We start from the raw sequence: 946 nt of genomic DNA, 5'->3' as shown, positions 1-946 counted from the left end.
CCAACCTCCTCCGTTGCGGCGCGCGCACCGGCGGCGGGATCCTGAGGTCGTGCCGAGGCCGCGCGGCGTCCCCCCGACCCGGCGTCGCGGCACGCGGGCGCGGCCAGCGCGGCCGCACTCGCCCGCGCGGCCGGGAGGTCAGGGCCATGACGTGGCGGTCGCTCTTCGGTGCGCTGGTCCTCGTGTGCGGCGCCGGCGCCCTGCCCGTGCGCGCGGGTGCGGATGCCGCGCAGGCCGGAGTCTCGTTCGAGCTCTTCGAGGAGGGGCTCGCGCCGTACGGTGAGTGGGTGGTGGCGGGCAGCTACGGACGCGTATGGCGCCCAGTCGACGCCGGGCCCGACTGGCGCCCGTACGTCGACGGTGAGTGGGTCTGGACGGTCGAGGGCTGGTACTGGTCGAGCGACGAGCCGTGGGCGTGGGCGACCTATCACTACGGCCGCTGGCTCTTCGATCCGTGGCTGGGCTGGATCTGGGTGCCCGGCTACGCCTGGGCGCCGGCGTGGGTCGCCTGGCGCGTCGGGGGCGGCTTCATCGGATGGGCGCCGCTGCCCCCGGGGCTGGTGGCGTGGTGGGTGGACCCGGTGCCCATCGCGGTGACGTACTGGGTGTTCGTGCCGGGGCCTCGCTTCGTCGGCCATCCGGTCCGCCGCGCGATCGTGCCGCCCGCGCGCGTCCCGGAGGTCTTCCCCAGGACGCGTCCCGCACCTCCGCGCCGCGCCGGCGTCGCCGTGCCGGCCCCGCCGCGCGGCGGACCTCCGCTGCGCATGGTCGAGGGACAGGTCGGACACCCGGTGAGGCCGGCGCCCATCATCGCGGTGCCCTCTCCGGCGGCTGCACGCGGCCGCAGCGGTGGGACCGTCCCGGCGTACCGGCCGGGCGGTACGGTCGCGCCTTCGCCGGTGCCCAGCAGGACGCGCGTCCCCGCGGCGCCAGCGGAGCGGCGACC

Annotated in this window: 1 protein-coding gene; it reads left to right on the top strand. The window is 77.5% G+C overall.

Annotation, left to right across the window (positions count from 1 at the left end):
- Positions 1-146 precede the first annotated feature (146 nt).
- The coding region (locus MNY62_RS25515) for a DUF6600 domain-containing protein (RefSeq protein WP_332842572.1) at positions 147-946 on the top strand (800 nt) is incomplete at its 3' end.

Origin of the sequence: Anaeromyxobacter terrae (genome assembly GCF_022690685.1) — a bacterium.
GTDB lineage: Bacteria > Myxococcota > Myxococcia > Myxococcales > Anaeromyxobacteraceae > Anaeromyxobacter > Anaeromyxobacter terrae.
This window is presented reverse-complemented; position numbering and strand designations above follow the sequence as displayed.